Below are 25,144 nucleotides of genomic sequence, written 5' to 3' on the forward strand. Positions count from 1 at the left end.
CAGACCCGTCCGGGCTGTGGCGAACACAGGGTATGGGCCCCATCCAGGGTCAGCAGGGGCGGCACAGGCCAGGCAGTTGACCGGCCGCCTGCCCATGGCCTTCTCGGGATGGTTTAGCCCTGCGCAGGCAAAAAGCGCTCGACCAGCAAAGACCAATAGGCCGAGCCCACAGCCACGTTGTGGTCGTTGAAGTCGTAGCCGGGGTTGTGCACCATGCAGGCCCCGTGGCCGTCACCCGTGCCATCGCCGTTGCCAATGAGCAAATAACAGCCGGGCACTTCTTCGAGCATGAAGGCAAAGTCTTCGCTGCCGGTGAGTGCGCGGCCCTGGCGTGTGACGTTGGCGGCACCCACGAGTTCTTCGCCGACATCCCGGGCAAAGTCGGTTTCGACCAAGTGGTTGACCAGCACCGGGTAGCCCCGCTTGTAATCGATGTGCGCTTTCACGCCGTAGCTGATGGCTTGGGCATGGACCAGTTCGGTGATCCGCTGCTCCAGCAAGATGCGCACTTCGCGGTTGAGCGAGCGTACGCTGAGCTTGAGGGTGGCTTGTTGTGGGATGACGTTGTTGGCCACACCGGCATTGAACGCCCCCACGGTGATGATGGCCATCTCTTGGGGGTCCACATTGCGGGCCACGATGCTTTGCAGACCCATGACGATGGCCGAACCGGCCACCACCGGGTCGGCCGCCCGGTGGGGCACGGCACCGTGGCCGCCTGTGCCTTCGATGACGATGGTCACGTTGTCAGAAGACGCCATGGCCGGGCCGTCTCGAAACACCAACTGGCCTTGTGGGTGGCCGGGCATGTTGTGCATGCCAAACACGGCGTCGCAGGGGAATTGCGTGAACAGTCCGTCTTCCATCATCTTTTTGGCGCCACCCAGGCCTTCTTCGGCTGGCTGGAAGATCAGGTTGACGGTGCCCGAGAACTCGGCCTTGTGGGCGATGTGTTTGGCCGCTGCCAGCAGCATGGCGGTGTGCCCGTCATGACCGCAGGCGTGCATGATGCCCACGTTGCAACTGGCGTAGGGCAGGCCCGTGGCCTCGTCAATCGGCAGCGCGTCCATGTCGGCGCGGATGCCGATGCTTTTGCTGCCCGTGCCTTTTTTGAGCTGACCCACCACGCCTGTGCCGCCCAGGCCGCGTGTGACCTGGTAGCCCCAAGCCGCCAACTGCTCGGCGACCAAGTCGCTGGTGCGGTACTCCTTGTAGCCCATCTCTGGGTGCTTGTGGATGTCACGGCGCACCGCGATGAATTCATCTGCCTGGGCTTGCAGGGCCTGGAGTTTGTGGTGCAGAAAAGCGTCGGTGGGAGCGTTCATGGCTTGGCCTCGTCGATTACTGGGCTTGCAGATTAATCGATTTGGCGATGGCGCGGTAGCGCTCGATGTCCCCAAGGTAAATGCGGGCCAATTCGGCAGGCGTGCGCGAGGGCAGCACCACGTTGCCACTGGCTTCCAAGGCTTTGCGGGTTTCAGGGACTTCAACCGCCGAATAAAAGGCCTTGTTCAGCGTGGTGACGATGGCGTCTGGTGTGTTCTTGTGCACCTGCACGCCCGCCCAGATGTCAAACTCCATCGATTCCAAGCCTTTCATGGCGGCCATGGCTGGGAACTGCTTGAACAGTGCATGGGGGGTTTTGGCGGTCACGGCCAGGCCCTGGATTTTGCCGTCGATGAGGGTTTGCGGGATGGAGCCGGCCATGGGCAGGAAAGCCATGTCAATCTGGCCCCCCATCAAGTCGGTCAAGAGCGGCGCAATGCCTTTGTAGGGCACATGCAGCATCTGGACTTTGGTGAGCTGCGAGAACTTTTCGCCCACCAAGTGGTACAGCGAGCCGGGGCCCACGCTGCCGTAGCTCAAGGGTTTGTCGGCATTCTTGCGGGCCAGTGCCAGCAGGTCGTCGACGGTTTTGACGTTGAGCGAGTTGCGCACAGCCAAAATGGTCGTGGTGGTGGCAAATTGCGCGACCAGTTTGAAGTCTTCGGATTTGTACTTCACGCCCTGGATGGCCATGGGGGCCAGCACCAGCTCCATCGGGCTGCCCAGGCTCAGGGTGTAGCCGTCAGCCGGTGCGTTGACCAGTTTGGCCATGCCGATCGCACCACCGGCCCCGCCAATGTTCTCGATGATCATGGTCTGCCCCAGTTTGGCGGCGGCCTCGGGCTGTAGCTTGCGGGCAAAAAAGTCAGACGGTCCACCGGCTGGGTAGGGCACGATCAGGTTGATCGTTTTGACGGGGTAGTTTTGCGCCATGGCGGGGCCAAAGGCGCTGGCTGCCACGACCAGGCTGCCGAGAAGGGTTTTGAAGTTCATGTTGTCTCCTGAATGCGGGTTTTGGGGGATGGATAGGACCATTTCGAATCGTAAAAATGACAGAACAATGTGTCCAATGACTTATTTTTCTAATATTCATTCGTAAAATGAATACATGAACCTCAGACACCTTGAGCATTGGCTGGCCCTGGCCGAGACCGGCTCATTCAGCCGCGCGGCAGAAAAGCTGCACATCACCCAGTCGGCCTTGAGCCGCAGCATCCAGGCGTTGGAAGAGGACCTGGGTGGGCCATTGGTGGACCGGGTGGGTAAAAAGAATGAGCTCACACCCTTGGGCCGCTCCGTGCTGGAGCGTGCGCGGCGCATCGTGCACGAGGCCCGCGAGTTGAAACAGGGAGCCACCTTGCTCCAGCGTGGGGGCTTGGGCACATTGCGGGTGGGTTTGGGGTCGGGCCCTGGGGCGATGCTGATGACGCCATGGCTGGTGTACATGGCCAATCACCACCCGACGGTGCAGGTCACCGTCTCGCGCGGCTCCACCGAGCTGCAATTGACCCAACTGCGGGACAGGCAACTCGATGCCTTGGTGGTGGACCTGCGGCGGGTGGAGGCGGCGCCCGATCTGAAAATCGAGCATGTGGTGGACATGCGTGCAGGCTTTGTCTGCCGCCGCGAACATCCTGTCCTCCAAGCGCACCCAAGGGGCGTGCCCTTAGACGCTTTGTTGTCTTACCCCATTGCCTCCATCCAACTGTCTCAAGAGGTGGCCCGCTTGCTGGTGGATCACTATGGCCCACAAGCCAACCCGGCACAAATGACCACCTTGCAGTGCGAGGACATTGCCAGCCTGCTCGATGTGGTGGGGCAGACCGATGCGGTGTACTTGGGCATTGTGGGGGCGGCCCGGGAGGGTTTGGCTCAAGGCCGTTTGGTGGAGTTGCAGATGCGCACGCCCTTGAAAGGGCAGGCGCGTTTGGGCCTGATCACTTTGGCAGGCCGCACCGAATTGCCCATCATGTCGGTGTTCCGGGCCTTCATCCAAAAACATTTGACCGACTGACGGCTACAAAGGAAACCGAATGCAGGAATGGCTTTACCCCATCGGGGTGGTTTTGTTGGGTTACACCGTGCTGGGCTTGACGGGTTTTGGCTCGGCTTTGGTCGTGGTGCCCCTGTTGGCCTGGCAATGGCCTTTGCCCGCTGTGGTGGCGCTCACCTTGCTCATGGACGTGCCTGCCTCGGCTTTTCACAGCGGGCTGAACTGGCGCCAAGTGCAGTGGCGCGAACTGCGACGTCTGTTGCCCGGCCTGGTGTTGGGCACGCTGGTGGGCTTGTGGCTCGTGCAGCACATGAACAGCCGCTGGCCCTTGCTTTTGCTGGGGGTGTATGTGGCGGGTGTGGGGCTCCATGCCCTGCGTCCCAAAGCGTCCCAATTGCCCAGCGCCGCACCTGTGTGGGCTTGGCCGGTCGGGGCCGCCATTGGCCTGGTGGAAATGCTTTTTGGCACAGCCGGACCGGTGGTGGTGGCCTGGCTCAGTCGCCGCTTGCCAGATGTCCAACAAATGAGGGCCAGCACGCCCATGATCATTTCGGTGGCAGCGGCCACCGTGTTGGTGGGCATGGCTTGGGAGGGGCGCTTGTCCAGCAGCTGGATTTGGCAGCGCTGGACGGTGCTGATCGGTGTGGCCCTGCTGGGTGTGTGGCTGGGCCACCGCCTGGCGCACCGCGTGCCCGTGGCACGCCTGCGCCAGATCATTTGCGCATTGCTGGTGGTCAGTGGTTCGCTGCTGGCGCTGGGGGCTTTGCGTTGACCCAAGGGGGGGCGTCTGAGCCGTGGTGCTGGATCAAAAAAAAGGGGAGCCATAGGCTCCCCTTTTTTATGGGTGCTTGGAGGCTCACATCAACAGGTGTTCACCCGCGTTGTCACCGCCCAAGATCACGTAGTTCACTTTGCGGATGTCCATCAGCTTGGTGCCGCCGGCGTAGCTGATCGAGCTTTGCACGTCCTGCTCCATCTCGATGAGCGTGTTGGCCAGCTTGCCTTTGATGGGCTCCAAGATACGCTTGCCTTCGACGTGCTTGTACTCGCCCTTGTTGAAGTCGCTGGCTGAGCCGTAGTACTCCTTGAACAAGGCGCCATCGACCTCCACCGTTTTGCCGGGTGACTCTTCGTGCCCAGCAAACAGCGAACCGATCATGACCATGCTCGCGCCAAAGCGGATGCTCTTGGCGATGTCGCCGTGGCTGCGGATGCCGCCGTCGGCAATGATGGGCTTGGTCGCCACGCGGGCACACCACTTGAGCGCCGACAACTGCCAGCCACCGGTGCCAAAACCGGTCTTGAGCTTGGTGATGCAGACCTTGCCCGGGCCCACGCCCACTTTGGTCGCGTCGGCGCCCCAGTTTTCCAGGTCGATCACGGCTTCGGGTGTGGCCACGTTGCCCGCAATCACGAAGCTGTTGGGCAATTTGCCCTTGATGTAAGCGATCATGTCGCGCACGCTGTCGGCGTGGCCGTGGGCGATGTCGATGGTGATGTACTCGGGCACCAAACCCTCGGCGGCCAGCTGGTCCACGGTGGCGCGGTCGGGGGCTTTGACACCCAGCGAGATCGAGGCGTACACGCCCTTGCCATGCATGTCGCGCACGAACTGGACGTTGTCCAGATCAAAGCGGTGCATCACGTAAAAGTAATTGTTTTGCGCCATCCACAGGCAGATGGACTCGTCCACCACCGTTTTCATGTTGGCAGGCACCACCGGCAGGCGGAAGGTACGGCTGCCCAAGGTGACGCCCGCGTCGCACTCGGAACGGCTTTCCACGCGGCACTTGCGTGGCAAAAGCAGGATGTTGTCGTAGTCAAAAATTTCCATGAAAAAACCAAGCTCCAAAAAAGGATTCGTTGAGAGAACGAGTGAGCGCTTGGCCTGGCCGGTTTTCTGGCCCCTGAAATGAACCCATTGCAGATTCAGGGCAAAAAAAACCGGGCGCAAGAATCTTGGGCCCGGTGGCTGATTCTACCCGGATTGCCTGACGGTTCTTTGGCCCCCCCCTGATCCATCGGGGCAAGTTCTCAGTTCACTTGGGGCAGCACCGGTTTGGTGGCCAGCATGAAGGACAGTGAGCCCAGCGCCGCCAGCAGGGCCAGCAGACTGAAGCCCAGTTGGTAATCGCCCGTGAGGTCGGCCAGCACCCCGGCGATCATGGGGCCCGCAATTTGCCCCAGCGCGATGATGGCGGCCGACAGGCCCAGGATCAGGCCAATGGCGTTGCGCCCGAAGTAGTCGGCCCGGATGGCCTGCATGAAGGGGCCGCGCAAGCCCCAGGCGATGCCGTGAAAGACCCCGAACGCCACCAACATCGCCATGTGCGACGCGTAGGTCAGGCACAGCATGCCGATGCCGTGGGCCAGCATGCACAAAGCAGCGACTTTGCGTTTCTCAAACCAGTCACCCAGTGTCGCCCCCATCAGCACGCCAGCCAGCTGACCCAAGGTCATGATCAGGATCACCCAACTGGCGGTGGTGAACGAATAGCCCAGGCCTTCCTTCATGTGGGTGATGGCATGCACGTTCACGGCCGACACCACCAGCAAGGCCAATCCGTGTCCGATGGCCAGCATCCAAAAAGCCCGGGTGCGCAGTGCTTGTGCCACAGTGAATTCGATCTGGACCGGCGGTGCAGGGTGGCCTTGGGCCAAGTTGGCGGCCGCTTGCGCCGGGTCGATGCCGTCGACGTGTTCGCCGTGGTCCTCGGGTCGGCGACGGATGATGCTGGCCATGGGCAAGCCGGTCAATAAAACCAACAGACCCGAGCCTGCCGCTGTGGCCCGCCACCCCCACACCTGAATGGACCAGGCCATCAGCGGCACCACCAGCCCACCCATGGCCAAGCCCAGGCTCATGATGGACAGGGCGCGTGCACGGAACTTCTCGAACCACTGCACCAGCGCCACCGACAGCGGAAAGTAGCCGCCCAGGCTGGCGCCAATGGCCATCAGGATGGCGCTGGCGTAAAAGGTGGCGACGCTGTCGACTTGGCTGAGCAGCAGCAAACCAGCGCTGAACAGCACCATGCCCCAGCGGATCATTTTTTGGGGGCCCACCCGGTCCATCATCCAGCCCAGCACCGGGCCGATGATGGCCGCTTCGACCGATTGCAGCGCGGCAGCACCTGACAAGGTGGTTTTGCTCCAGCCCATGTCGTCCGACAGCACGGCGATGTACAGACCCAGGGCCTGTGTGAGAAAGGCCGCCAGTAAAAACTGGATGCCACAGGCCGCGCCCACCATGCGCCAGCCATAAAAAAACTTCATGCCAGTCCTCCCTTGGCGCAGCCGTCCCGAGCCTGCCTAGCTTGCGGCAGATGGGGCGAGGGCCTGGCGAAGGAAGTCATGTGGGAAGGTGCTGGGTCGTAATGTCTGTGCAGAGCGCACATCGTGGCACGCTCAGCTTGCACCGTGTGTCCCGAAGTGGACGAAATCCAAGGTGGCGGTGCTGTGCAGGTGCTCGGAGTGAGGCAACTGCTCAGCCAAGTGTGGGTTGAGGGAGCGGTTGAGGTGTTGCATGGGGTGCGAACTTCCTACAATCGACAGATGTTGTCTGAATTTTCACCGAACGCTTCGGCGTCCCCCTTGCTCGCCCAGCTCAACGACGAGCAGCACCGGGCGGTGGCTTTGCCCACCGAGCACGCCCTGATCTTGGCGGGTGCAGGCTCTGGCAAAACCCGCGTGCTGACCACGCGCATCGCCTGGCTGCTGCAGACCTCGCAAGTCTCGCCCGGCGGCATTTTGGCGGTGACCTTCACCAACAAGGCCGCCAAAGAGATGAAGCTGCGTTTGCAGTCCATGCTGCCGGTGAATGTGAACGCGATGTGGATTGGCACCTTTCACGGGCTGTGCAACCGGTTTTTGCGGGCGCATCACCAGCTGGCGGGTTTGCCGCAGACCTTTCAGATTCTGGACACACAAGACCAGCTCTCGGCCGTCAAGCGGCTGTGCAAGCAGTTCAATGTGGACGAAGACCGCTTCCCGCCCAAGCAGGTGCAGTATTTCATTTCGGGCTGCAAAGAAGACGGCCAGCGCCCGGGCGATGTGCCGGTGCGCGACGACGAAACGCGCCGCAAGGTGGAGCTGTACCAGCTGTACGAAGAACAATGCCAGCGCGAAGGCGTGGTGGATTTTGGCGAGCTGATGCTGCGCTCGTATGAGCTGTTGCGTGACAACGCGCATGTGCGCGAGCATTACCGCCGCCGTTTTCGTCACATCTTGGTGGATGAGTTTCAGGACACCAACAAGCTGCAATACGCCTGGCTCAAGCAGTTGGCGGGTTTGCCGGGCGAAGGGGGCGAATGCGCCATCTTGGCCGTGGGCGACGACGACCAGAGCATTTACGCCTTCCGGGGTGCCCGCGTGGGCAACATGGCTGACTTTGTGCGTGAGTTTCAGGTCAAGCACCAGATCAAGCTGGAGCAAAACTACCGCAGCTTCAGCAACATCCTCGATTCGGCCAACCACCTGATTAGCCATAACAAGACGCGTTTGGGCAAAACCCTGCGCACCGACCAAGGCGCTGGCGAGCCGGTGAGGGTGGTGGAGTCGCCGTCTGACTTTGCCGAAGCGCAGTGGCTCATCGAAGAGCTGCGCCAGTTGGTCAAGCAAGACGGCTTTGAGCGCAAGGAAGTGGCGCTGCTCTACCGCAGCAACGCCCAAAGCCGGGTGCTGGAAACCGCGCTGTTCAACGCCGGGTTTCCGTATCGGGTGTATGGTGGTTTGCGCTTTTTTGAGCGGGCCGAGATCAAGCACGCGCTGGCTTATTTGCGCCTGATGGAGAACCCCAACGACGACACCAGCTTTTTGCGGGTGGTCAACTTTCCGCCGCGCGGCATCGGGGCGCGTTCCATTGAGCAGCTGCAAGACGCGGCCCGCGCAGCAGGCTGCTCATTGCACGACGCCGTGAGCGCCACCACCGGCAAGGCCGGGGCGAATTTGGCGGCTTTTGTGGCCATGGTCGATGTGTTGCGTGAGCAGACCGAGGGCATGACGCTGCGCGAGATCATTGACTTGGTGTTGGACAAGACCGGCTTGGTCAACCACTACCGCGCCGAAAAAGAAGGCGCTGACCGGGTGGAGAACTTGGAGGAATTGGTCAACGCGGCCGAGAGTTTTGTCACCCAAGAAGGTTTTGGGCGCAGTGCGGTGGCTTTGCCGCAAGGCACCTCAGGCCTGGGGCAAAGCCCGGCCAGCCAAGGCTTGAGTCGCTCAACAGACGCAGACCTCGGCACGGTCGATGAGTTCAGCGAAGACGGCGTGATCATGAGCCCGCTGGCAGCCTTCCTGACGCACGCTTCGCTGGAGGCTGGCGACAACCAAGCGCAAGCGGGTGAAGACGCGGTGCAACTCATGACCGTGCACGCCAGCAAGGGACTGGAGTTTGACGCGGTGTTCATCACCGGCTTGGAAGAAGGTCTGTTCCCGCACGAAAACGCGATGAACGACTTTGACGGCTTGGAGGAAGAACGCCGACTGATGTATGTGGCCATCACCCGTGCCCGCAAGCGCCTGTACCTGAGCCATTCGCAAACGCGCATGCTGCACGGCCAGACCCGCTACAACCTCAAAAGCCGCTTTCTGGACGAGTTGCCCGAAGAGTGCCTGAAGTGGGTCACGCCCAAAAACAGCGGCTTTTCTAACTTGGGCCAGCCCGCGAGCGGGGGTGGCAGCGCCCCGGGTGGCGGCTGGCCACAAACCCCGGCCTTCAACCGCCATGCACGCCCGGCTTGGGGCCAAAGCAGCCTGAGCACCGAAACTTACAAAAGTCCGCCTGTGCCGGTGCAAAAAGCCGCGCCCGAGCACGGCATCAGCGCTGGCAAAACCGTGTTCCACACCAAATTTGGCGAAGGCAAAGTGTTGGCTGTGGAGGGCGTGGGGGCCGATGCCCGAGCGCAGGTCAACTTTCCGCGCCACGGCGTGAAATGGCTGGCGCTGAGCGTGGCTAAACTCACGGTGGTTTAAACCCATTCCTGTTCTGAAAGTCGCCATGAAAATCGCCCAAGATACCGTCGTCACCATGCAGTACAAAGTGACCAACGCCCAAGGCCAGTTGCTGGACAAGGCGCAAGAGCCGACCTCGTATTTGCACGGCGGCTATGACAACACCTTCCCCAAAATCGAAGCCGCCCTCGAAGGACAAGAAGTGGGCTTTGCCACCACCTTGAAGCTGACCCCGGCTGACGCCTTTGGCGAGCGCGACGAGAGCTTGGTGCAGACGATTCCCAAAAGCGAGTTCCCGCCCGGCGTGAAGGTGGGTGGCCAGCTGCGCGGGCGCACGCCCGATGGCCGCGAGCAGGTGTTCAACGTGTTGAAAATCAAAGGTAACCAGGTGATCCTGGACGGCAACCACCCTTGGGCCGGGCAGCACCTGACGCTGAGCCTGAAGGTGACAGAAGTGCGGACGGCCTCAGCCGAAGAGGTGACGCACCGCCACGCACACGGTGCGCACGGTCACCACCACTGAGCAGCTCAGTCGGGCCGATCCGCGCTGGCGGGCGGCTCGTCGTAGACGTCGGTCGAGAAGCAGTCGCGCACCGAAAACAGCATCGAGGTGAAGAACATGGCTGCCACCATGAGGGCCAAGGGCATGAAGGTGGCCGTCATCAAGCCCGGGTTGCCCAAGAGGCCGGAGATGAGCAGCGCCAGGATCCCGGCCAACATGAAGATCACACCCCAAGAGAGCACATACACCCCAAAGGCCTTGAGGTTGCGCCAGCAGGCCACGAAGCTGAAAAACAGGCTTTTGACGGCCGGCAGGCCGTACCAGTGCACCAGAGCGGGTGCGTGCCAGAACATCATGGACAGCGGCACATAAAACAGCATCGACACCCACAGGGCGGTTTGGAAAGAATCGGTGGTGACCACCTCGGGCGTCATGGCTTGTCCGCCAAAGTAAACCTTAGCGAAGGTACCGCCGTCGACCAAGGCCGAAACGCCCATCACCACCAGAAAGATCACCGCATAAAGGCCACCCAGATGGAACATGGCCTGGCGGTGCGGTCCGGCCTTGAAGGCCGCAAACAACACGCTGGGCATGGGGAATTTGCCCTCGGTGGCGGTCTGGGTTGCCGCCATCATGCCCAAGGTGAGCGCAGGCAGGACGATCAGCGCCAAGGCGCTGCCAATGAAGGGCACGATGGACACGATGGAAACCGTGGCCATGAGCAAAAAGAAAAGGCCCGACAGGGCCAGCGGTTGACGCCAGAAGGTGCTCATGCCCTGGCGGACCCACTTGAGGCCGGCACGGGCGGGAACAATTTGCAGGTTCATGGTGTTCAGACGAGGTCAGGCAGGGAGATGGGCTGTTGCACCCGACCGCGCAAAACGCGTTCGAAATGGGTCGGGTCGTGCGGGGTGAGCATGGCCGCTTCGCGGGGCAGATGGTAGTCCCACAGCCGAGAAATCCAAAAACGCAAAGCCCCTGCCCGCAAAAGGGCAGGCAGCAACGCGCGTTCGGCCGCGCTCAAGGGGCGTACCCGGTTGTAGGCCTGCACCAAGGCCTGGGCGCGTGTGCTGTCGTGGGCGCCCGTGGGCAAGTCGATGCACCAGTCGTTCAGGCACACGGCCAAGTCAAACAGCCAGGTGTCGACACCCGCAAAGTAAAAATCAAAAAACCCCGTCAGCTGCTCGCCGTCGAACATCACGTTGTCGCGGAACAGGTCAGCATGCACCGGCCCACGGGGCAGGGCGGCATACGCTGCACCCTCGGCGATGTGGTTTTGGTAGGCCAGCTCGCTGCGCACCAAGGCGGCTTGGGGCAGGTCCAGGTAGGGCAACACCACGGGCACGGTCTCGTTCCACCAGGGCAGGCCACGCAAATTGGGCTGGCTGCGGTTGTAGTCGGCCCCGGCCAGGTGCATGCGTGCCAGCATGTCTCCCACAGCCGCGCAATGCACCGCTTGTGGCTGCAGCTGGCTTTTGCCCGCCAGTTTGTTCACCACGGCGGCTGGTTTGCCGTTCAAGGTGTGCAGCACATCGCCGTCGCGGTTGGCCGACGGGTCGGGCACCGGAATGCCGCGCCCGGCCAGGTGCTTCATGAGGAACAGGTAAAACGGCAGTTGCTCGTGCGTCAGGCGTTCGAACAGGGTGAGCACATACTCACCTTGATCGGTGGTGGCGAAGTAGTTGGTGTTTTCAATCCCGCCCTCAATGCCGCGCAAAGCGGTGAGCCGGCCCAGGTTCAGGGCTTGCATCAGGTCGTTGGCCTGGGCTTCGGTGACTTCGGTGAATACCGCCATGGTTGCAATCGGTGGGCCTGTAGGCTGGCCGGAAGGTGGATGAAACCGGTGATTGTAGGCGGGGGCGATGCCTGATCTGCTGCCTGAGCACCCTGGTGCGCGTGGTAACTTCTCATGATACATGCCCACCTCAAACAGGAGTCACCCATGTCAGACAGCCCTGCCGACCGAACCGTTCGTTTGCACCGCGTGCTGAAAACCTCGCCCGAAAAGATTTACCGGGCCTTTTTGGATGCCGAGGCGATGGCCAAATGGCTGCCTCCTTATGGCTTCACCTGCAAGGTGCATCACATGACGCCGAAGGTGGGTGGCACTTTCCGCATGTCGTTTTGCAATTTCTCGTCGGGCCAGAGCCATTCGTTTGGCGGTGAATACCTGGAGTTGGTGCCCAATGCCTTGATCCGCTACACAGACCAGTTCGATGACCCCAACCTGCCGGGGGTACTCGAAGTGGCGGTGCACCTCAAGCCGGTGCTGTGTGGCACCGAACTGAGCATCGTGCAGTCGGGCATTCCGGAGGTGATTACGCTGGAGATGTGTTACTTCGGCTGGCAAGAGTCGCTGGCGCAACTGGCCCTGTTGGTCGAGCCCGAAACGGCGGGCTGAGCGGGCCGGTCAGCGCGGGTGGTGGCGTGCACAATCGGGGGATGAGCGAAAAAACCCCTGACACCGCCCCAACCACGGCCCCCACCGCGGCCCCCAACATGGCCCCATCCACCACAAAACCCAGCTTGCTGCTGGTAGACGGCTCCAGTTACCTGTACCGCGCCTTTCACGCCATGCCCGATCTGCGGGCTGTGCCGGGCGACCCGGCGAGCCCCGCCACCGGGGCCATTCGCGGCATGATCAACATGATGGAGCGGCTGCGCAAGGATGTGCCAGCCATGTACGCCGCCTGCGTGTTCGACGCCAAAGGCCCGACTTTCCGTGATGAGCTGTACCCCGAATACAAAGCCAACCGCAGCCCCATGCCCGACGATTTGCGCTCGCAGATCGAGCCGATCCACGAGTTGGTGCGCCTGATGGGCTGGACCGTGCTGGACGTGCCGGGCGTGGAGGCCGATGACGTGATTGCCACGTTGGCCCATGTGGCCGCGCAGCAGGGAATCACCGTGACGGTGTCGAGCGGCGACAAGGATTTGAGCCAGCTGGTCAACGAGCACATCACCATCATCGACACCATGAACGGCAAGGTGCGCGATGTGGCGGGTGTGACCGCCGAGTTTGGTGTGCCGCCCTCGCTGATGATTGACTACCAAACCCTGGTGGGCGACACGGTGGACAACGTGCCGGGCGTGGCCAAAGTCGGCCCCAAAACGGCGGCCAAGTGGCTGATGGAATACGGCTCGCTCGACAAGCTCATGGAAAACGCCCACGACATCAAAGGCGTGGCGGGCGAGAACCTGCGCCAGGCGGTGGACTGGCTGCCCAAGGGCCGTGCCCTGGTGACCATGAAAACCGATTGCGACCTGAACGGCTGGGTGCCCGGTTTGCCGTCGCTGGCCAGCCTTCACCTGCACGCGCCGGACAAAGACAAGCTGCTGAATTTTTACCAGACCTACGGCTTCAAGGGGCTGGTGCAGTCGCTGGGTGGGGCTGTGCCTGCGCCTGCGGCCAAAGCCAAAGCGGCCAAACCCAAAGACACGGGCATGGGGGATTTGTTTGGTGCTGGTGAGGCTGAAGCGGCTGCGGCCTTGCCCGAGTTGGACAGAGCCGCCAGCGCTGTTCAGGGCGAGTTGAAATACGACACCGTGCTGGACTGGGCCGCGTTCGACACTTGGTTGGCCCGCATCGAACAAGCCCCGCTCACCGCCATCGACACCGAAACCACTTCGCTGGACGCCATGCGCGCCGAGATTGTCGGAATTTCGCTCAGCGTCACGCCGGGCGAGGCGGCTTACATTCCGCTGGCCCACAACGGCCCGGGTGCACCCGAGCAGCTGCCGCTGGCCGATGTGCTGGCCAAGCTCAAGCCTTGGCTGGAAAACCCGGCCCGCCACAAGCTGGGCCAGAACATCAAATACGACCGCCATGTGTTCGCGAACCACGGCATCGAGGTGCAGGGCTACGCGCACGACACCATGCTGGAAAGCTATGTGCTCGAAGTGCACAAGCCGCATGGCCTTTCTAGCCTGGCCGAGCGGCATGTGGGCCGCCGGGGCGTGACCTACGAAGACCTGTGCGGCAAGGGTGCGCACCAGATCCCGTTTGCGCAGGTCGATGTGGACAAGGCCGCGCATTATTCCTGCGAAGACTCGGACCAGTGCCTGGACGTGCATTTGGCGCTGTGGCCGCAGATCGAGGCGCATGCGGGCCTCAAGTACGTGTACGAGCTGGAAATCGCCACCAGCGAAGCGCTTTACCGCATCGAACGCAACGGCGTGCTGATCGACGCGCCCACGCTGGCCGCGCAAAGCCAGGCGCTGGGCGAGCGCATTGTCCAGCTCGAAACCGAGGCCTATGAGATCGCGGGGCAGCCCTTCAACCTGTCCAGCCCCAAGCAACTGGGCGAAATTTTCTTTGACAAGCTGGGTCTGCCCGTCATCAAGAAAACCGCCACCGGGGCCCGCAGCACCGACGAAGAGGTGCTGGAAAAACTGGCCGAAGACTACCCGCTGCCCGCCCGCATCTTGGAGCACCGCAGCCTGGCCAAACTCAAAGGCACTTACACCGACAAGCTGGCGCAGCTGGCCTTGCCGCGCACGGGGCGTGTGCACACCCACTATGCGCAGGCGGTGGCCGTCACAGGCCGCTTGTCGAGCAACGAGCCCAACCTGCAAAACATCCCAGTGCGCACCGCCGAAGGCCGCAAGGTGCGCGAGGCCTTTGTGGCCCCGGTAGGCTGCGTGATTGCCAGCGCCGACTACAGCCAGATCGAGCTGCGCATCATGGCGCACCTGAGTGACGACGCGGCCTTACTCAAGGCCTTCCATGAAGGGCTGGACGTGCACAAGGCCACGGCGGCTGAGGTGTTTGGCGCCACGCCCTACACCGTGAGCAGCGAGCAGCGCCGCTACGCCAAGACCATCAACTTCGGTTTGATTTACGGCATGAGCGCGTTTGGGCTGGCCAAGGCGCTCTCCATCGACAACACCGCCGCCAAAAACTACATTACCCGCTACTTTGAGCGTTTTGCGGGCGTCAAACACTACATGGACGCCACCCGCGAGCAGGCCAAGGCGCTGGGTTATGTGGAGACCGTGTTTGGTCGCCGCCTGATGCTGCCCGAGATCAACAGCCCCAACGGCCCACGCCGCGCCGGGGCCGAGCGCGCCGCCATCAACGCGCCCATGCAGGGCACAGCGGCAGACCTGATCAAGCTGAGCATGGTCGCCGTGCAAAAGGCGCTCGACGAACAAAGCAAGGCCACCAAGGTCATCATGCAGGTGCACGACGAATTGGTGTTTGAAGTGCCCGAATCAGAAGTCGAGTGGGTGCGCACCGAGGTGCCGCGCATCATGGCGGGGGTGGCCGATTTGAAGGTGCCCCTGCTGGCCGAAGTGGGCTTTGGGCCGAACTGGGAGCAGGCGCACTGAGCGTCAAACGGGCAGCCAAGGCGCGTGTTTTTGCATGATGGCCTCAAACAGGGCAGAGCCCTCGAACGCGGCCAGCCATGCGGCCAAGGGCCCCCAAGGCTGCGCCGCAAACCAGGCCGGGTCGGTGTGGGCGTATTGGCGCACAAAGGGGGCCAGTGCGGCATCGGCCAGGCCGAACTGCTCGCCCGTCAAAAAAGGCTGTGCGCGAAGCCGCGCATCCAGTGTGTGCAGCCAAAGCGCTGCCTCGTCGCGGTCGGCCGTGCCGCTCGCCAAGCCCGATCGGTTCGGGTATTTGTAGCGGTCCAGTTGCCTTTTGAAGGGGCCATCGTTGTGCGCGATCAGGGCCGTGGCATCGGACGTGGCTGCTTCCGCCTTGGGCAGCCAGCCCAGCGGATCGTTTTGCCGCAGCGCCCACAGCATGATGTCCACACTTTGCTCCAGCACCTGATCGCCTGCCGCGCTGCGCAGCCACAAAACCGGTACGGTGCCTTTGGGCGAGAGGGACAGCATGTGGGTCGGTTTGTTTTTTAAAACCACTTCGCGGTGCTCGAAAGCCAAGCCGCTCACATGCAGGGCCAATCGGGCCCGCATGGCATAGGGGCAACGGCGAAAGGAATACAGGACAGGCAGGGCGATTTCGGTCATGGCGGCAGTTTAAATCGCCACCCTTGTGCAAGCCTGCAGTGACTGTGCCAAGATCAGTATCCTCTTATTTTTCACAGACGGAGACCTGCCTTGAACAACGACCTGATCAACGATGCCCAAGCCCTGTTGGGTGGCCGTGTGGACAGCACGGGGACCACACGCCGCACAGCTTTGAAAGCAGCTTTGGGCGTGGGCTATGCCGCCGCTGCCGCGCCCATCATGGCGCAAACGGCCATCAAAACCCCTTCCACGGGTTTGGTGTCGGGCGAGGTGACCATCGATGTGAACGGGTTCAAGATGCCCGCCTACCGCTGCGCCCCAGCCGGCAAGACCGGTTTGCCGGTGGTGCTGGTGATTTCCGAGATTTTTGGGGTGCACGAGTACATCGCCGACGTGGCACGCCGACTGGCCCAGGCCGGTTACTTGGCCATTGCCCCCGAATTGTTTGTGCGCCAGGGCGACCCCAACGAGTACGGCGAACTCGCCAAGCTGCAATCCGAGATCATCGCCAAAGTGCCCGATGTGCAGGTCATGGGTGACCTGGACGCCTGCGTGGCCTGGGCGGCAGCCAACGGTGGCAATACCGACAAACTGGCCATCACGGGTTTTTGCTGGGGTGGGCGCATCACCTGGTTGTACGCGGCGCACCAGCCCAAACTCAAGGCGGGTGTGGCTTGGTATGGCCGTCTGGTGGGCAACACCACGGCACAAACGCCCGCGCATCCTTTGGCTTTGGTGGGCCAACTCAAGGCGCCGGTGCTCGGTTTGTACGGCGCGGCCGACACGGGCATACCCCTTGACACGGTTGATAAGATGAAGGCTGAGCTGGCCCAAGGGCCTGCTGCGGCCAAAGCCAGCGAGTTTGTGGTTTATCCTGAGGCGCCGCACGCTTTCCATGCCGATTACCGCAGCAGTTACCGCAAGGGACCCGCTGAAGACGGCTGGCAGCGTTTGCTGGCCTGGCTCAAACGCAACGGCGTGGCCTGATTTTTGAACGCAAAAACCGCCCTTCGGGGCGGTTTTTGATGGGGTGCCAAGCACTCCGGGAAACATGATGACTTTATTGGCGATTTTGGTGGGCACTTTGGTGGCGGGCATTGGCAGCGTCTGGGTGGCAGCTTGGTTGAGTTTTGGCATCTTGAGCCGCTACACCCAGCACATGCTGAGTCTGGCCGCCGGGGCCTTGATGGCGACCTCTTTTTTGCACCTTTTGCCCGAAGCCTTCGAGAGCGAGGCCGGGGCGCACGAGTTGTTCCTGACTTTGCTGGTGGGTTTGCTGTTTTTCTTTTTGCTCGACAAGGCCGAGCTTTGGCACCACGGGCATGAACATGGCCACGGACATGGGCACGACCACGGACATGGGCATGACCATGCGCACGAGCACGGTCATGGTGCGCAACCCGCTGACCCTGTGCACAGCGCCCATGCCGACAAAGAGTCACCCCGCGGTCAATGGGCCGTGTTGGCGGGGGACAGCGTGCATTGTTTTGGCGACGGCATCCTGATCGCTTCGGCCTTCATCGCCGACATGCGCTTGGGCGTGATTGCCGCGCTGGCCGTGCTGGCCCACGAAATTCCCCACCACATGGGCGATCTGGCGGTGTTACGCCAAGGCAGCAGCAGCCGCCAGGCGGCCATCCTCAAGGTGTCCATGGCCGGGGCCATCACCGCTTTGGGTGGCGCGGTGGGTTTTGTGCTGGTCGACGCCTTGCACCAATGGCTGCCCTATTTCCTGGTTGTGGCCAGCAGCAGCTTTGTGTATGTGGCCTTGGCCGACCTGATCCCCCAACTGCAAAAGCGCCTGTCAGCCCGAGAAACAGCGGCTCAAATTTTGTGGCTGAGTGTGGGCATTGGCATGGTGGTGCTGGTCAGCGCCTTGGCGGGCCACCAGCACTGACCTGAAGGCGCTCAGCCTTTGGCGCAGGGCAGCCCGGGCGTGCGGCACCACTCGCTCCAGCTGCCCGCATAAAGCGCGGTCGGGCCGAAACCGGCCAACTCCATCGCGATCACATTGGGCACGGCGGTCACGCCGCTGCCGCAGTGGTGCACCACGCTGCTGGCTGGGCGGCCGGCCAGCACCTGGGTCCATTCTGCCTTCAACTGCTCGGGGCTTTTGAATCGGCCGTCTTCGCTGAAGTTCTCGGTGAAAGGGCGGTTCAATGCGCCCGGAATGTGGCCGGCCACCGGGTCAAGGGGCTCCACCTCACCCCGGTAACGGGCTCCGGCGCGGGCATCGACCACGGTCTGAGCGGGTTGGCCCAAGGCGGCCGAAACGGCATCGGTCAGCACCAGTTGGCGCAGCGGCGTTTTCAGCTCAAAACGAGCGGGTGCTGTTGGCGCGACTGGCCCCGCGTCCAGGCCGCCTCCTGCGTCTTTCCAGGCCTGCAAACCACCGTCGAGCACGGCCACGGCCTCGTGGCCCAGCCACTTGAGCATCCACCACAAACGGCCGCAGTAGTGGCCCTTGTTGCGGTCGTACACCACGATCTGCATGCCGTTGTGAATGCCCAAACTGCCCAGCCACTGCGCCACGCGCTCACGCTTCGGCAAGGGGTGGCGTCCACCATTGACAGCCTGGTCCGGTTGGTGCGTGCTCAGGTCCTTGTCCAAGTGGGCGGGCAAGGCGCCTGCGATGCGTTCGCTGGCAAAAAAGCCATCGGCCAGCTCGGGTTTCATCAGGTCAAAGCTGCAGTCCAGCACGGCGCAGGGCGTGCCCTGTGTCTGCAATGCTTGCAATTGGGCGGCGGTGATCAGCAAGGGGTACATGGCAAAGGTCTCCGTTCAATGGTCTTCGGCGGGGGCACGGGGCAGGGCTCGGTTGCGCAAGATGGTGGAGGCGATGCCGCTGGCCATGATCAGGGCCATGCCCAGCCAGCCCATGAGCGGGATCTGGTCGCCAAATAGGAACAGGCCAAACAAGGCACCAAACACAATACCCGAATACTGCAGGTTGGCCACCACCAAGGTCGAGCCGCGGCTGTAGGCGTTGGTCATGCACAACTGCCCCAGTGCGGCCAGCACGCCAATGGGCAGCAACCACAATACGCTGGGCCAAAGCCATGGGCTCATTCCAGTGACCAACATCAGCACGGCCCCGACCACGGTGGTGCCCACCGAAAAATAAAACACGGTGCGGGCTTCGGGTTCGTTCAAGCGCCCCAGCGCCGCCACCTGCATGTAGGCCAAGGCGGCGATCAGGCCCGAGAGCAGTCCGACGATGCCGGCAAACAATTGGTCCTGTTCGATGGTGGGGCGCAGCAGCAAGATGACCCCGCCAAAACCCGCGATCACCGTCAGCACAATGGGGCCTTGACGGGTCGCGTCTTGCAGCTTGCCCATGACCAGCGTGCCGCCGACCAGAAACACCGCCACCCACACGCCGCTCATGTAGTTGAGGGTCATGGCCGTGGCCAGGGGCAAATGGCCAATGGCGTAAAACCAGGCGGCCAGAGAAGTCACGCCCACCACCGAGCGCCAGACGTGCATCATGGGAATGGGCGTGCGCAAAGGCACACCTTGCATCCGGCACAGCGTGGCCATGAACACCACGCCGATCAGGCCCCGGAAAAAAACCAGTTCAAAGGTGTGAAAGTGGGCCGATGCGTACTTGATGCAAACCCCCATCATCGAGAAGAACAAGGATGCCAAGATCATCCAAGAGGCTTGCATCGGGGCCTTCGCTTCAGAGGGTGTTCATCTGATTGCGGTACCACTCGTGGAAGTGCTGCATGCCGTCTTCCATGGGGCTTTGGTAGGGGCCGACCTCGTTGTCACCACGAGCGAGCAGGGCCTTGCGGCCTGCGTCCATGCGCTCGGCAATCTCGTCGTCTTCGAGGCAAGTTTCCATGTAAGCCGCTTGCTGGGCTTCCACGAACTCGCGCTCAAAGGCAACGATCTCCTCGGGGTAATAAAACTCCACCATGTTCAGCGTTTTGCTGGGGCTGATGGGGTGCAGAGTGGACACTGTGAGCACATGCGGGTACCACTCGACCATGATGTGGGGGTAGTACGTCAGCCAGATGGCGCCGCGTTCGGGCAGTTGGCCATTGCGGTACTTGAGCAGCACTTCGTGCCACTTTTTGTAGGTGTCCGAGCCGGGCTTGCCAAAGCCGCCCGACACACCCACGGTCTGCACCGAATAGTGTTCCTTGAACTCCCAGCTCAGGTCGTCGCAGGTGACGAACTGGCCCAGCCCCGGGTGGAAGGGGCCGACGTGGTAGTCCTCCAGATAGACCTCGATGAAGGTCTTCCAGTTGTAGTTGCACTCGTGCAGCTCGACGCGGTCGAGCGCGTAGCCGTCGAAATTGAGTTGCGAGCGTGGCCCCATGCCCGCCAGATCGGCGGCGATGTCGCGGCCGTTGTCTTCAAAGAGTAGGCCATTCCATTCCTGCAACTTGTAGTTGTTCAAGTTCAGGCAAGGGTCGTGCGCAAAGTGGGGTGCGCCCAGCAACTGGCCGCTGGGTGAATAGGTCCACCGGTGCAGGGGGCAGACGATGTTGCCGCCCGCGCTGCCCTTTTGCTGGGTTTGCAGGTTGCCCCGGCCGTTCAGCATCACGGCCTGGCGGTGGCGGCAGACGTTCGAGATCAGCTCGATACCGCCTTGGGCGTTACGCACCAAGGCGCGGCCTTCGGCCTCGTGGGGCAGGGCGTAATAGTCGCCCGGGTGGGGCACGGCCAGTTGGTGGCCCACATAACGCGGGCCCTGGCGAAAGAGCGTGTTCAATTCGCGCTGGAACAGCGCTTCATCGAAATAAGTGGAAACTGGTAGTTGGCTTGCGGCCTGCTGCAGTTGAAGACTTAAATCAGACATGGGTGACCTGACCTAGAGACTCCCCCTATGAAGGGGCAGGAACAAAGCGCTGAATTCAAAGAAAACGGCGCAAAAAAATGACAGGGAAAACCTGCCGATGAACGCGGATTCTACCCCGGGGGTGCCCCCTGCTGTGCACAACGTCACAAGCCGTGAAAAATTCAGGGTCTCCGCTGACGCGCCTGAATGCAGTCTGCCCATATCCGTCTTGTGGACTTGACAGGATCAACTGTCAGCTGGAACAAGGCTTAAGGCCTAAAATCGGGTTTTTTCCTCCGGAACACCCCATGCCCAAGGCCGCCCCCACCGACCCCGCAGACGCACTGGCAGCCCCGCTGCCCGCCACGTACGAAGCGGCTTTGGCGGAGCTGGAGTCGCTGGTGGGCCAGCTCGAATCGGGCCAAATGCCTTTGGACCAGCTCTTGACGGGCTACCAACGCGGCGCGGCTTTGCTGGCGTTTTGCCGCGACAAGCTCAAGGTGGTGGAAGACCAGATCCAGGTGCTGGACGGCGGGCAACTCAAACCCTGGAGCGGTGCATGAGTGTGGATTTGAAAACCTGGATGCAGCCGCATCTGGATCGGGTGGAGCAGGCTTTGTCGGCTGGTATCGCGGCCGAATCACCCGCCGCCTTGGGTCAGGCCATGCGCTACGCCGTGCTGGACGGCGGCAAGCGACTGCGCCCCTTGTTGGTGCTGGCCACCGCCGAAGCGGTGGGCCACGAGGCCAGCAGCGCGGCAGCGATCAACGCGGCTTGTGCCATCGAGCTGATCCACGCTTATTCGCTGGTACACGACGACATGCCCTGCATGGACAACGACGTCCTCAGGCGCGGTAAACCCACGGTGCATGTGCAGTTTGGCGAAGCCCAGGCCCTGCTGGCGGGTGACGCCTTGCAAACCTTGGCGTTTGAATTTTTAACGCCGCCCCATGGCGGCGTGCCAGCCGCGGTGCAAGCGGCTTGTGTGGGCTTGCTGGCGCGTGCTTCGGGTTACCAAGGCATGGCCGGAGGCCAGGCGATTGATTTGGCCAGCGTTGGACACAAGCTCACAGAAGACCAACTGCGGCAGATGCACCGCCTCAAAACCGGGGCGTTGTTGCTGTGCAGCGTGCAGATGGGTGCGGCCTGTGTGCCCGGCGTGTCTGCTCCTGTTCAAGCGGCGCTCCAGCGCTTTGGTGAAGCTTTGGGCCTGGCCTTTCAGGTGGTGGACGATGTCCTGGATGTGACGGCCGATTCGGCCACGCTGGGCAAGACTGCAGGCAAAGATGAAGCTGCCGACAAGCCCACTTATGTGGCACTGATGGGGCTGGACGCAGCCAAAGCCTATGCCGATGCGCTGGCCGCTCAGGCGATGCAGGCCTTGGCCGATACCGGATTGCCGGATGACCGTTTGGCCGCTCTGCGTGCACTGACCGCCATGGTGGTAGAAAGAAACAACTGACATGACCGATTTGCTCAAGACCATCGACTCCCCGGCCGATCTGCGCCGCCTGCAGCGCACTGATTTGCCCCAGTTGGCCGACGAGTTGCGCCACTGCGTGCTCGACAACGTCTCCAAAACTGGCGGGCACCTGAGCTCCAACCTGGGCACGGTGGAATTGACGGTGGCTTTGCACTACGTCTTCAACACACCGGAAGACCGCATCGTTTGGGACGTGGGCCACCAGACTTACCCCCACAAAATCCTCACGGGTCGGCGCGACCGCATGCCCTCGCTGCGTCAATTCGGCGGCCTGTCGGGTTTTCCGCGCCGCGACGAGAGCGAATACGACACCTTTGGCACCGCGCACTCGTCCACCAGCATTTCGGCCGCTTTGGGCATGGCCGTGGCAGCTCGCCAAAAAGGCGAGTCGCGCCACTCGATCGCCGTGATCGGCGACGGTGCCATGACGGCCGGTATGGCTTTTGAAGCCCTGAATAATGCAGGCGTTGAAGAGTGCAAGCTGCTGGTGATCCTGAACGACAACGACATGTCGATCAGCCCACCCGTGGGGGCGCTCAACCGCTATTTGGCCCAGCTCATGAGCGGGCGTTTTTATTCGGCGGCCAAGGCCGGGGCCAAGAACGTGTTGAAAAATGCACCGCCGCTGTTTGAGCTGGCCAAGCGCCTGGAAGAACACGCCAAAGGCATGGTGGTGCCCGCCACGCTGTTCGAGAAGTTCGGCTTCAACTACATTGGCCCGATCGACGGGCACGACCTCGAGTCGCTCATCCCGACGCTGGAGAACATCAAGCATCTGGACGGCCCGCAGTTTTTGCATGTGGTCACCAAAAAAGGCCAGGGCTATGACAAGGCCGAAGCCGACCCGGTGGCCTACCACGGCCCCGGCAAGTTCGACCCGAGCGTGGGCCTGGTGCCCGCGGCCACCCCTGCCAAAACCACCTTCACCCAGGTGTTTGGCCAGTGGCTGTGCGACATGGCCGAAAAGGACATGCGCCTGGTGGGCATCACCCCCGCCATGCGCGAGGGCTCGGGCATGGTGGCTTTCCACCAGCGGTTCCCTAAGCGCTATTACGACGTGGGCATTGCCGAGCAGCACGCTGTGACTTTTGCTGCGGGCATGGCTTGTGAAGGCCTGAAACCCGTTGTGGCCATTTACTCCACCTTCTTGCAGCGCGGCTACGACCAGCTGATCCACGATGTGGCGCTGCAAAACCTGCCTGTCGTGTTCGCCTTGGACCGCGCGGGTTTGGTGGGCGCCGACGGGGCCACCCACGCGGGGGCCTACGACATTGCCTACATCCGCTGCATCCCCAACATGAGCCTGGCTTGCCCGGCTGACGAGCGCGAGTGCCGCCAACTGCTCAGCACCGCTTACGCCCAAAACCACCCGGTGGCCGTGCGTTACCCGCGCGGTGCAGGCGTGGGCACCGAGCCCGGGCGTGATCTGGACACCTTGCCTTTTGGCAAAGGCGAAGTGCGCCGCCAAGGCGAAAAATTGGCGATCTTGGCCTTTGGCACTTTGCTGGCTCCGGCCCTGCAGGCCGCTGAAAAGCTCAACGCCACGGTGGTCAACATGCGTTGGGTCAAACCCCTCGATGTGGACTTACTTGCGCAGATCGCCCAAAGCCACGAGCGTTTGGTGACGGTGGAAGAGGGTTGCGTCATGGGCGGTGCGGGCAGCGCGGTGGGTGAGGTCCTGCAGCAGTTGAACCTGCAGCGCTCCGTGCTTCACCTGGGCCTGCCCGACGAGTTCATCGAACACGGCGACCCTGCCAAGTTGTTGGCGCTGCAAGGCTTGGATGCGGCGGGCATGGAGGCGACCATCCGTCAGCGCTGGCCTGATTGAATGGAATTCAAGCAGGCTTGAAAATCTTTCAATTTTTGGCCTTGCTTCAACTTTGTTGAATTTCATTCACAAAAAAAGGGTAAACCCCTGTCTTTTTGGTTGTTGCAGCTTCCTACAATAAGATTCGGTTTCTGAATCCCACCCGGATGTCTCGGGTAGTCTTTCATCTTTTCAATAGGAGTCCGTTCATGGATCGTCGTTCCGTCATCAAGAACACTGGTTTGGCTGGTGTGCTGGCCGCTGGTGCTGCGCCTGCTTTGGTTCAAGCCCAAGCAAATTTGCGCTGGCGCCTGACTTCCGGTTTCCCCAAGGCCTTGGATACCATCTATGGCGCTGCTGAAACCTTTTCCAAGAAAGTCAAGGAATTGACTGGCGGAAAATTCGAAATTTCTGTGCACGCCGCTGGTGAACTGGTTCCCATGCCCGGCATCGTGGATGCGGTGAAAAACGGCACCGTGGAAATGGCCCACACCGCGCCTTACTACTATTTTGGCAAAGACGAAACATTCGCACTGGGCTGCGCGATCCCCTTCGGCTTGAACAGCCGCCAAATGTCGGCTTGGATGTATGACGGCAATGGCTTGAAGCTGATGCGCGAGTTCTACAAGCAGTACGACATCATGAGCTTCCCCATGGGCAACACAGGCGCTCAGATGGGCGGCTGGTTCCGCAAGGAAATCAAGACCGTCAACGATTACAAAGGCTTGAAATTCCGCGTGGGCGGCTTTGCTGGCAAAGTGATTGAGCGTTTGGGTGGTGTTCCCCAGAACATTCCTGGCGGCGAAATTTACCAAGCCCTGGAAAAAGGCACGATCGATGCCGCCGAGTGGGTGGGTCCATACGACGACCAGAAGCTGGGCTTCTTCAAAGTGGCGCCTTTCTACCACTACCCAGGCTGGTGGGAAGGTGGTCCTCAGCTTGACCTGTACATCAACCAAAAGGCCTATGACAGCCTTTCGTCTGAGTACAAGGCGATTGTCGAGTGCGCTGCGGCCTACGCACACACCGAAATGCAAGCCAAGTACGACGCCCGCAACCCCGGTGCCTTGAAGCAGCTGGTGGCCAACAAGACCAAACTGGTCGCCTTCCCCAAGCCCGTGATGGACGCCGCGTTCAAGGAATCGATGGCGCTGTACAGCGAGTTGTCGGCCAAGAACCCCAACTGGAAAAAAATCTACGACGACTACTCCAAGTTCCGTGCCGAGTCCAACCTGTGGTTCCGCTTCACCGAAGCGCGTTTTGACAGCTTCATGCAAGGCGCCAAGCTGTAATTTGGGTTTTAGGTGGCACCTCAA

22 protein-coding genes are annotated in these 25,144 nt (G+C 61.7%); 12 read left to right on the forward strand and 10 right to left on the reverse strand.

Annotation, left to right across the window (positions count from 1 at the left end; genetic code table 11):
• Positions 1-113: 113 nt before the first annotated feature.
• Both L63ED372_RS03500 and L63ED372_RS03505 read right to left on the reverse strand, forming a co-directional pair.
• Complete coding sequence (locus tag L63ED372_RS03500) at positions 114-1,325, reverse strand: M20 aminoacylase family protein (RefSeq protein ID WP_062403370.1); 1,212 nt, start codon at positions 1,323-1,325, stop codon at positions 114-116.
• 16 nt (positions 1,326-1,341) lie between these two features.
• On the reverse strand, positions 1,342-2,319 hold the full coding sequence (locus tag L63ED372_RS03505) for a Bug family tripartite tricarboxylate transporter substrate binding protein (protein ID WP_062403372.1): 978 nt from the start codon (positions 2,317-2,319) through the stop codon (positions 1,342-1,344).
• A 115-nt stretch (positions 2,320-2,434) separates the two neighbouring features.
• Here L63ED372_RS03505 and L63ED372_RS03510 point away from each other — a divergent pair, with 115 nt between their 5' ends.
• The gene (locus tag L63ED372_RS03510; protein WP_062403376.1) at positions 2,435-3,340 is read left to right on the forward strand and encodes a LysR family transcriptional regulator; all 906 of its coding nucleotides are present in this window, start codon (positions 2,435-2,437) and stop codon (positions 3,338-3,340) included.
• 19 nt (positions 3,341-3,359) lie between these two features.
• Positions 3,360-4,091: a sulfite exporter TauE/SafE family protein gene (locus L63ED372_RS03515; protein WP_062403379.1), complete on the forward strand. Its 732-nt coding sequence runs from the start codon at positions 3,360-3,362 to the stop codon at positions 4,089-4,091.
• 84 nt (positions 4,092-4,175) lie between these two features.
• Here L63ED372_RS03515 and L63ED372_RS03520 read toward each other — a convergent pair whose 3' ends face one another.
• Together L63ED372_RS03520 and L63ED372_RS03525 are read right to left on the reverse strand one after the other, a co-directional pair.
• A complete protein-coding gene (locus L63ED372_RS03520; protein ID WP_062403382.1) occupies positions 4,176-5,153 on the reverse strand; it encodes a GMP reductase in 978 nt (325 codons plus the stop codon).
• Positions 5,154-5,353: 200 nt separating this feature from the next.
• Positions 5,354-6,595: an MFS transporter gene (locus L63ED372_RS03525; RefSeq protein ID WP_062403386.1), complete on the reverse strand. Its 1,242-nt coding sequence runs from the start codon at positions 6,593-6,595 to the stop codon at positions 5,354-5,356.
• A gap of 279 nt (positions 6,596-6,874) precedes the next feature.
• Here L63ED372_RS03525 and L63ED372_RS03530 point away from each other — a divergent pair, with 279 nt between their 5' ends.
• Both L63ED372_RS03530 and L63ED372_RS03535 read left to right on the forward strand, forming a co-directional pair.
• Positions 6,875-9,292: a UvrD-helicase domain-containing protein gene (locus L63ED372_RS03530; protein WP_062403390.1), complete on the forward strand. Its 2,418-nt coding sequence runs from the start codon at positions 6,875-6,877 to the stop codon at positions 9,290-9,292.
• Positions 9,293-9,317: 25 nt separating this feature from the next.
• Positions 9,318-9,794 (forward strand): FKBP-type peptidyl-prolyl cis-trans isomerase, encoded by a 477-nt coding sequence (locus L63ED372_RS03535; RefSeq protein ID WP_062403393.1) that lies wholly within the window; start codon positions 9,318-9,320, stop codon positions 9,792-9,794.
• A 5-nt stretch (positions 9,795-9,799) separates the two neighbouring features.
• Here the strand turns inward: L63ED372_RS03535 and L63ED372_RS03540 are convergent, their stop codons facing one another.
• Together L63ED372_RS03540 and L63ED372_RS03545 are read right to left on the reverse strand one after the other, a co-directional pair.
• A complete protein-coding gene (locus tag L63ED372_RS03540) occupies positions 9,800-10,600 on the reverse strand; it encodes a BPSS1780 family membrane protein (protein WP_062403396.1) in 801 nt (266 codons plus the stop codon).
• Positions 10,601-10,605: 5 nt separating this feature from the next.
• Positions 10,606-11,568 carry a homoserine kinase gene (locus tag L63ED372_RS03545; protein WP_062403399.1) on the reverse strand — a complete coding sequence of 321 codons (963 nt, stop codon included), beginning with the start codon at positions 11,566-11,568 and terminating at the stop codon, positions 10,606-10,608.
• 147 nt (positions 11,569-11,715) lie between these two features.
• On the opposite strand from L63ED372_RS03545, the gene L63ED372_RS03550 reads away from it, so the two are divergent.
• Positions 11,716-12,174, forward strand: coding sequence for an SRPBCC family protein (locus L63ED372_RS03550; protein WP_062403402.1), 459 nt, complete (start codon positions 11,716-11,718; stop codon positions 12,172-12,174).
• A 98-nt stretch (positions 12,175-12,272) separates the two neighbouring features.
• Positions 12,273-15,104 (forward strand): DNA polymerase I, encoded by a 2,832-nt coding sequence (polA, locus tag L63ED372_RS03555; RefSeq protein WP_062407588.1) that lies wholly within the window; start codon positions 12,273-12,275, stop codon positions 15,102-15,104.
• Positions 15,105-15,107: 3 nt separating this feature from the next.
• On the opposite strand, the gene L63ED372_RS03560 is transcribed toward polA, so the two are convergent.
• Complete coding sequence (locus tag L63ED372_RS03560; protein WP_062403405.1) at positions 15,108-15,749, reverse strand: glutathione S-transferase; 642 nt, start codon at positions 15,747-15,749, stop codon at positions 15,108-15,110.
• Positions 15,750-15,839: 90 nt separating this feature from the next.
• Here L63ED372_RS03560 and L63ED372_RS03565 point away from each other — a divergent pair, with 90 nt between their 5' ends.
• Together L63ED372_RS03565 and L63ED372_RS03570 are read left to right on the forward strand one after the other, a co-directional pair.
• Entirely contained in the window at positions 15,840-16,736 is an 897-nt protein-coding gene (locus L63ED372_RS03565; protein ID WP_062403408.1) for a dienelactone hydrolase family protein, read from the forward strand.
• Positions 16,737-16,803: 67 nt separating this feature from the next.
• Complete coding sequence (locus L63ED372_RS03570; protein WP_062407590.1) at positions 16,804-17,646, forward strand: ZIP family metal transporter; 843 nt, start codon at positions 16,804-16,806, stop codon at positions 17,644-17,646.
• Positions 17,647-17,657: 11 nt separating this feature from the next.
• Here the strand turns inward: L63ED372_RS03570 and L63ED372_RS03575 are convergent, their stop codons facing one another.
• From L63ED372_RS03575 to L63ED372_RS03585, 3 genes are read right to left on the reverse strand one after another with little or no spacing between them, the layout of a single operon-like run.
• Positions 17,658-18,515: a sulfurtransferase gene (locus L63ED372_RS03575; protein WP_062403411.1), complete on the reverse strand. Its 858-nt coding sequence runs from the start codon at positions 18,513-18,515 to the stop codon at positions 17,658-17,660.
• A 15-nt stretch (positions 18,516-18,530) separates the two neighbouring features.
• Complete coding sequence (locus L63ED372_RS03580) at positions 18,531-19,418, reverse strand: DMT family transporter (RefSeq protein WP_062403415.1); 888 nt, start codon at positions 19,416-19,418, stop codon at positions 18,531-18,533.
• Between the two features lie 13 nt (positions 19,419-19,431).
• A complete protein-coding gene (locus L63ED372_RS03585; RefSeq protein WP_062403418.1) occupies positions 19,432-20,559 on the reverse strand; it encodes an aromatic ring-hydroxylating oxygenase subunit alpha in 1,128 nt (375 codons plus the stop codon).
• Positions 20,560-20,846: 287 nt separating this feature from the next.
• Between L63ED372_RS03585 and L63ED372_RS03590 the strand changes: the two genes are divergently transcribed.
• From L63ED372_RS03590 to L63ED372_RS03605, 4 genes are all read left to right on the forward strand, one after another.
• Positions 20,847-21,101, forward strand: a complete 255-nt coding sequence (locus L63ED372_RS03590) for an exodeoxyribonuclease VII small subunit (RefSeq protein ID WP_062403421.1) — start codon at positions 20,847-20,849, stop codon at positions 21,099-21,101.
• Complete coding sequence (locus L63ED372_RS03595) at positions 21,098-22,000, forward strand: polyprenyl synthetase family protein (protein WP_062403424.1); 903 nt, start codon at positions 21,098-21,100, stop codon at positions 21,998-22,000. The genes L63ED372_RS03590 and L63ED372_RS03595 overlap by 4 nt, the downstream gene beginning before the upstream one ends.
• Position 22,001: 1 nt before the next feature.
• Entirely contained in the window at positions 22,002-23,849 is a 1,848-nt protein-coding gene (gene dxs, locus L63ED372_RS03600; RefSeq protein ID WP_062403427.1) for a 1-deoxy-D-xylulose-5-phosphate synthase, read from the forward strand.
• 188 nt (positions 23,850-24,037) lie between these two features.
• Positions 24,038-25,120 (forward strand): TRAP transporter substrate-binding protein, encoded by a 1,083-nt coding sequence (locus L63ED372_RS03605; protein WP_062403430.1) that lies wholly within the window; start codon positions 24,038-24,040, stop codon positions 25,118-25,120.
• Positions 25,121-25,144: the final 24 nt, after the last annotated feature.

The organism is Limnohabitans sp. 63ED37-2, assembly GCF_001412535.1.
Taxonomy (GTDB): domain Bacteria; phylum Pseudomonadota; class Gammaproteobacteria; order Burkholderiales; family Burkholderiaceae_C; genus Limnohabitans_A.